Source organism: Moraxella sp. CTOTU48268 (assembly GCF_032069585.1).
GTDB lineage: Bacteria > Pseudomonadota > Gammaproteobacteria > Pseudomonadales > Moraxellaceae > Faucicola > Faucicola cinerea.
The window spans coordinates 29,359-33,441 of the sequence record NZ_DAMALV010000010.1 but is presented as its reverse complement, the minus strand read 5'-3'; the positions used below and the strand labels follow the sequence as shown (position 1 = coordinate 33,441).

General features: G+C 42.3%; 5 protein-coding genes. All 5 read left to right on the top strand.

Going from position 1 to position 4,083, the window contains the following annotated elements; genetic code table 11:
- On the top strand, positions 1 to 390 hold a 390-nt coding region (locus tag RT143_RS05415), incomplete at its 5' end, for a hypothetical protein (protein ID WP_313091688.1).
- Positions 391 to 429: 39 nt separating this feature from the next.
- Positions 430 to 1,482 (top strand): tRNA (adenosine(37)-N6)-dimethylallyltransferase MiaA, encoded by a 1,053-nt coding sequence (gene miaA, locus RT143_RS05410; protein ID WP_313091686.1) that lies wholly within the window; start codon positions 430 to 432, stop codon positions 1,480 to 1,482.
- Between the two features lie 148 nt (positions 1,483 to 1,630).
- The gene (gene hfq / locus RT143_RS05405) at positions 1,631 to 2,176 is read left to right on the top strand and encodes an RNA chaperone Hfq (RefSeq protein WP_313091684.1); all 546 of its coding nucleotides are present in this window, start codon (positions 1,631 to 1,633) and stop codon (positions 2,174 to 2,176) included.
- Between the two features lie 299 nt (positions 2,177 to 2,475).
- Positions 2,476 to 3,444, top strand: coding sequence for a KpsF/GutQ family sugar-phosphate isomerase (locus RT143_RS05400; RefSeq protein WP_095355691.1), 969 nt, complete (start codon positions 2,476 to 2,478; stop codon positions 3,442 to 3,444).
- 48 nt (positions 3,445 to 3,492) lie between these two features.
- Positions 3,493 to 4,017, top strand: coding sequence for a KdsC family phosphatase (locus tag RT143_RS05395; protein ID WP_313091682.1), 525 nt, complete (start codon positions 3,493 to 3,495; stop codon positions 4,015 to 4,017).
- Positions 4,018 to 4,083: the final 66 nt, after the last annotated feature.

The window sequence follows — 4,083 nt, the reverse complement described above, 5'->3', positions numbered from 1 at the left end:
ATAAAGACGGGTGAGAAACCCAACGCCACCCATGAGCTAACCCATGTTGCCGAAAATCAGTCGATTTATCAGGTGGCAAGAAAGGGTGCTGTTGATAGGTTAACGGATAGCGACGCGATACAGCTAGTAACCTTATTTGAAAACAAGCATGAATTTGAAAGACAGCATCAATGTGAAAACCAGCATCAAACTTTTGCTTTAATTTTTTGGCAAGGATATTTTTATCTGATTGATTTACAATATCATCATATAGACAGTGATGATAAAGCCTATGTTCAATCTTATTTGAATCAAGCTGATTTTACCCACATTGCCGATAATGCCATTCGAGTCAGTGAAGCTGACATGCTACAATGGCTGCTGTCGCAGTCGCATTTACCTAATCCCTAGTTACCTCCCTATTCACCTTAACAATCCCTAGAATAAGCTATGATAACAGCCGATAAACAAGACGTGATTTGCCTTATAGCACCTACTGCCAGTGGTAAAACAGCGTTGGCTTATGAACTTTACGAAACAGGCAAATATCGTCTTATTTCGGTAGATTCTGCCTTGATTTATCGGGATATGAATATCGGTACCGCCAAACCGACACGTGAAGAATTGGTACACTATCCACATGCCCTCGTTGACATCATCAGTCCTGAGCAAAGCTACAGCGTTGCCCAGTTTGTAAGCGATGTGGACTATCATATCAATCTTGCTCATCAGCAAAATAAAACCCCTGTGCTGGTGGGTGGAACCATGATGTACTATATGGCACTGATTCAAGGTATTAATGATATCCCAGCAACCTTGCCTGAGATTCGCCAACAAGTCACCCAATTGATTGCCGAGCAGGGGATTGAACAGCTACATGCTTATTTAACCCAGGTAGATCCTATCCTTGCTAAGCAACTCAAAACCACAGACACCCAAAGAATTGGCAGAGCGGTGGAAATCTATCTGCAAACAGGTAAGCCATTAAGTGCTTGGCAGAATCAGCCCGCTAGGGCATTGGCTGATAACCCACATCAGCATTGGCAAATTTTAGCTGTGATGCCAGATCGCGATTGGTTACACAAGCGTATCGCACTTCGGTTAGATATCATGTGGCAACAAGGTTTTTTGCAGGAAGTGATTGTCCTGCGACAACAATATCACCTCAGGGCTGATCTGCCATCCATGCGCTGCGTTGGCTACCGGCAAGCTTGGGATTTTTTAGAAAAAATACAAAATACAACATTGTTTACATATGATAATAATGAAGAAAATTTTCATGATGATGTGGCGCGTTTTTTACTAAACACGCACAGCTCCCCAATTCAAGATTATAGACAAACTATGCAAAATGAGGCATTATATGCTACAAGACAGTTAGCAAAACGCCAATATACATGGATGCGTAAGCTGGTTAGCACACAACAATTGGTTGAGCGTTTTGATATCAGACCCTTGGCAACTATTGATCAAGCAAGAAATTTGCTAATAAAAACAAGTTAACAGCAGTGACATGCTTGGGTGATACTATTTGAGTGCTTATCTAATATGGTGATTCGACAATCCATATTAAGCTAATAAGGTATAATTAAAAATTCGTTTAAAAATATAATAATTTAACCAACTTTCTGTTTATTTCTGGGAGAAACCTATGTCAAAAGGTCAAACACTACAAGACCCTTTCTTAAACTCTTTACGTAAAGACCGTATTCCAGTGTCTATTTTTTTAGTCAATGGCATCAAACTTCAAGGTCAAATCGAATCTTTCGATCAATATGTGGTATTACTCAAAAACACCGTCAGTCAAATGGTCTACAAACACGCCATTTCAACGGTAGTACCTGCCCGTAATCCCCGTTCAGCCACGCCCATGCCAGGGGCAAGTGGATACGGCCAATCTAGCCAACTGGGCTTTGGTCAAACAGGCGGTTTTGAACCACAGGGCTATGGCGCAAATCGCACAGGGTTTGCTAATCGTGGTGGTTTTGGCGATCGCGGTTTTGATAGCGGCGGTTATGACAATGACCCACGTGGCTATTCGCACGAGCGTACAGGGTTTGCCCAAGCACCGTATGATCGCAGTGGTTTTACCGACCGTGGTTTTGATAGCGGCTATGACACTATGAATTTTGAGCCTGCCAAAGATGATACTAATTTTGACGATGATGCCAACGGCAATGGCGAAGACAAGTATTAACTTTTAAATTCCAAACATGATATTACGTGGCGAACCCTATCAGTGTTCGCCATTTTTTATAGCTTTTATAGCTCGTCTTTTATAGTTTATTTGGGGCTGATTTAGCAATGCGTGGATTGTTAATATAAACTCGATGAAATGTTGTCAAAATATGTATTTTCGGACTTATCCCGTGAATATTGGCTTAAATTGCGCTATGATACAGTTTGAAAAAGTTTAAATTTTAGCTTTTAAGGTTGCTGATGGCTGAGCGATTAAGCGCACAAAAAGTGATTTTGAAAAATTAGTGAGGAATTATCTTGGATGCATCGGTTGATTATTTAAAGCATGCCAAAGACGCTATCAAAACGGAACAACATGCTTTAGATTTGCTGATTGAACAGCTAGATGAACGATTTGTGACCGCTTGCCATTTGATCGAAAACTGTCAGGGGCGTGTGGTGGTGACAGGCATGGGTAAGTCAGGGCTTATTGGTCGCAAAATTGCGGCGACCTTTGCCTCAACGGGAACGCCGTCTTTTTTTATGCATCCTGGTGAAGCAGGTCATGGCGACCTAGGCATGTTGGTCAAAGGCGATGTGTTAATTGGCATCTCGAACTCAGGTGAGTCAGATGAAATCCGTACGTTATTGCCTGTGGTAAAAAAACTGGGCATTCCGCTCATTAGTATCAGCCGTGACAAACGCGGTATTTTACCAAGATCTGCCGATGTGGCGTTGACTTTAGGGGCGTCTGAAGAAGCTTGTCCCCTTGGATTGGCACCGACATCAAGTACCACAGCTACCTTGGCGCTAGGAGATGCGCTAGCGGTGGCATTGGTGCATAGTAAGCATTTTACCTCAGAAGATTTTGCTTTATCACACCCTGCAGGGGCATTGGGTCGCAAATTATTAACCCAAGTAAAAGACTTAATGCATGTGAATAACCTGCCAACCATTGATGAGCATTCGACGCTTAACGAAGCCTTGTTTAGTATGACGGGTGGCAGACTGGGGATGACGGTAATTACCAATGCAAACAATCAAGTCGTGGGTGTATTCACCGATGGCGACTTGCGCCGTGGCTTAGCGCGCCAGTTGGGACTTGATACGCCGATTAGTCAGGTGATGTCAACCAATCCAAAGTCCGTCAATCCTGATGTGCGTGCGTCTGATGCGCTGACATTAATGAATGAACAAAAGATAAATCAGCTATTAATCATTAATGATGATAAGACTTTAGCGGGTATTTTGACCTTGCATGAGCTACTGCATGCGGGTGTGAATTAATAGGCTTAAATTAACTAGGCTTACAATAATAAGGATAAGGATAAGGTCATGCAAAGTCTGCTCACTAAAGCAAAAAACGTTAAACTATTGGTCATGGATGTGGATGGTGTGCTGTCTGATGGAAAAATTATCTATGACGCCAATACGGTTGAAACCAAAGGCTTTAATGTTCAAGATGGCTTTGGTATTCAGCGTATTCACCAAGCAGGGATTCAAACTGCCATTATAACGGGTCGTACTAGCGACATTGTCACACATCGCGCCAAAGAATTAAAAATCACCCATCTCGTGCAAGGGCGGGAAGACAAATTGACGGCGCTCAATGAATTGTTAGCTAATATTGGTATCTCGCTAGCAGAGTGTGCTTATATCGGTGATGATTGGCCAGATATCAAAGCCTTACAATCGGTCGGATTTGCTGTAGCCGTGGCAAATGCCAATGGTGAGGTTATCAAACGTGTGGATATGGTTACCACACGCTCAGGCGGACAAGGGGCTGTTCGTGAGTTATGTGATTTGATTTTAAAAGCAACGGGTCATTACGATGATATTTTGGCTAGTTATGTGATTTAGGTCATATAACTTGATTTAAGGGATTTATGCTAAGGGATTTGTTCTAAGTGATTTTTTTTGAAAGTG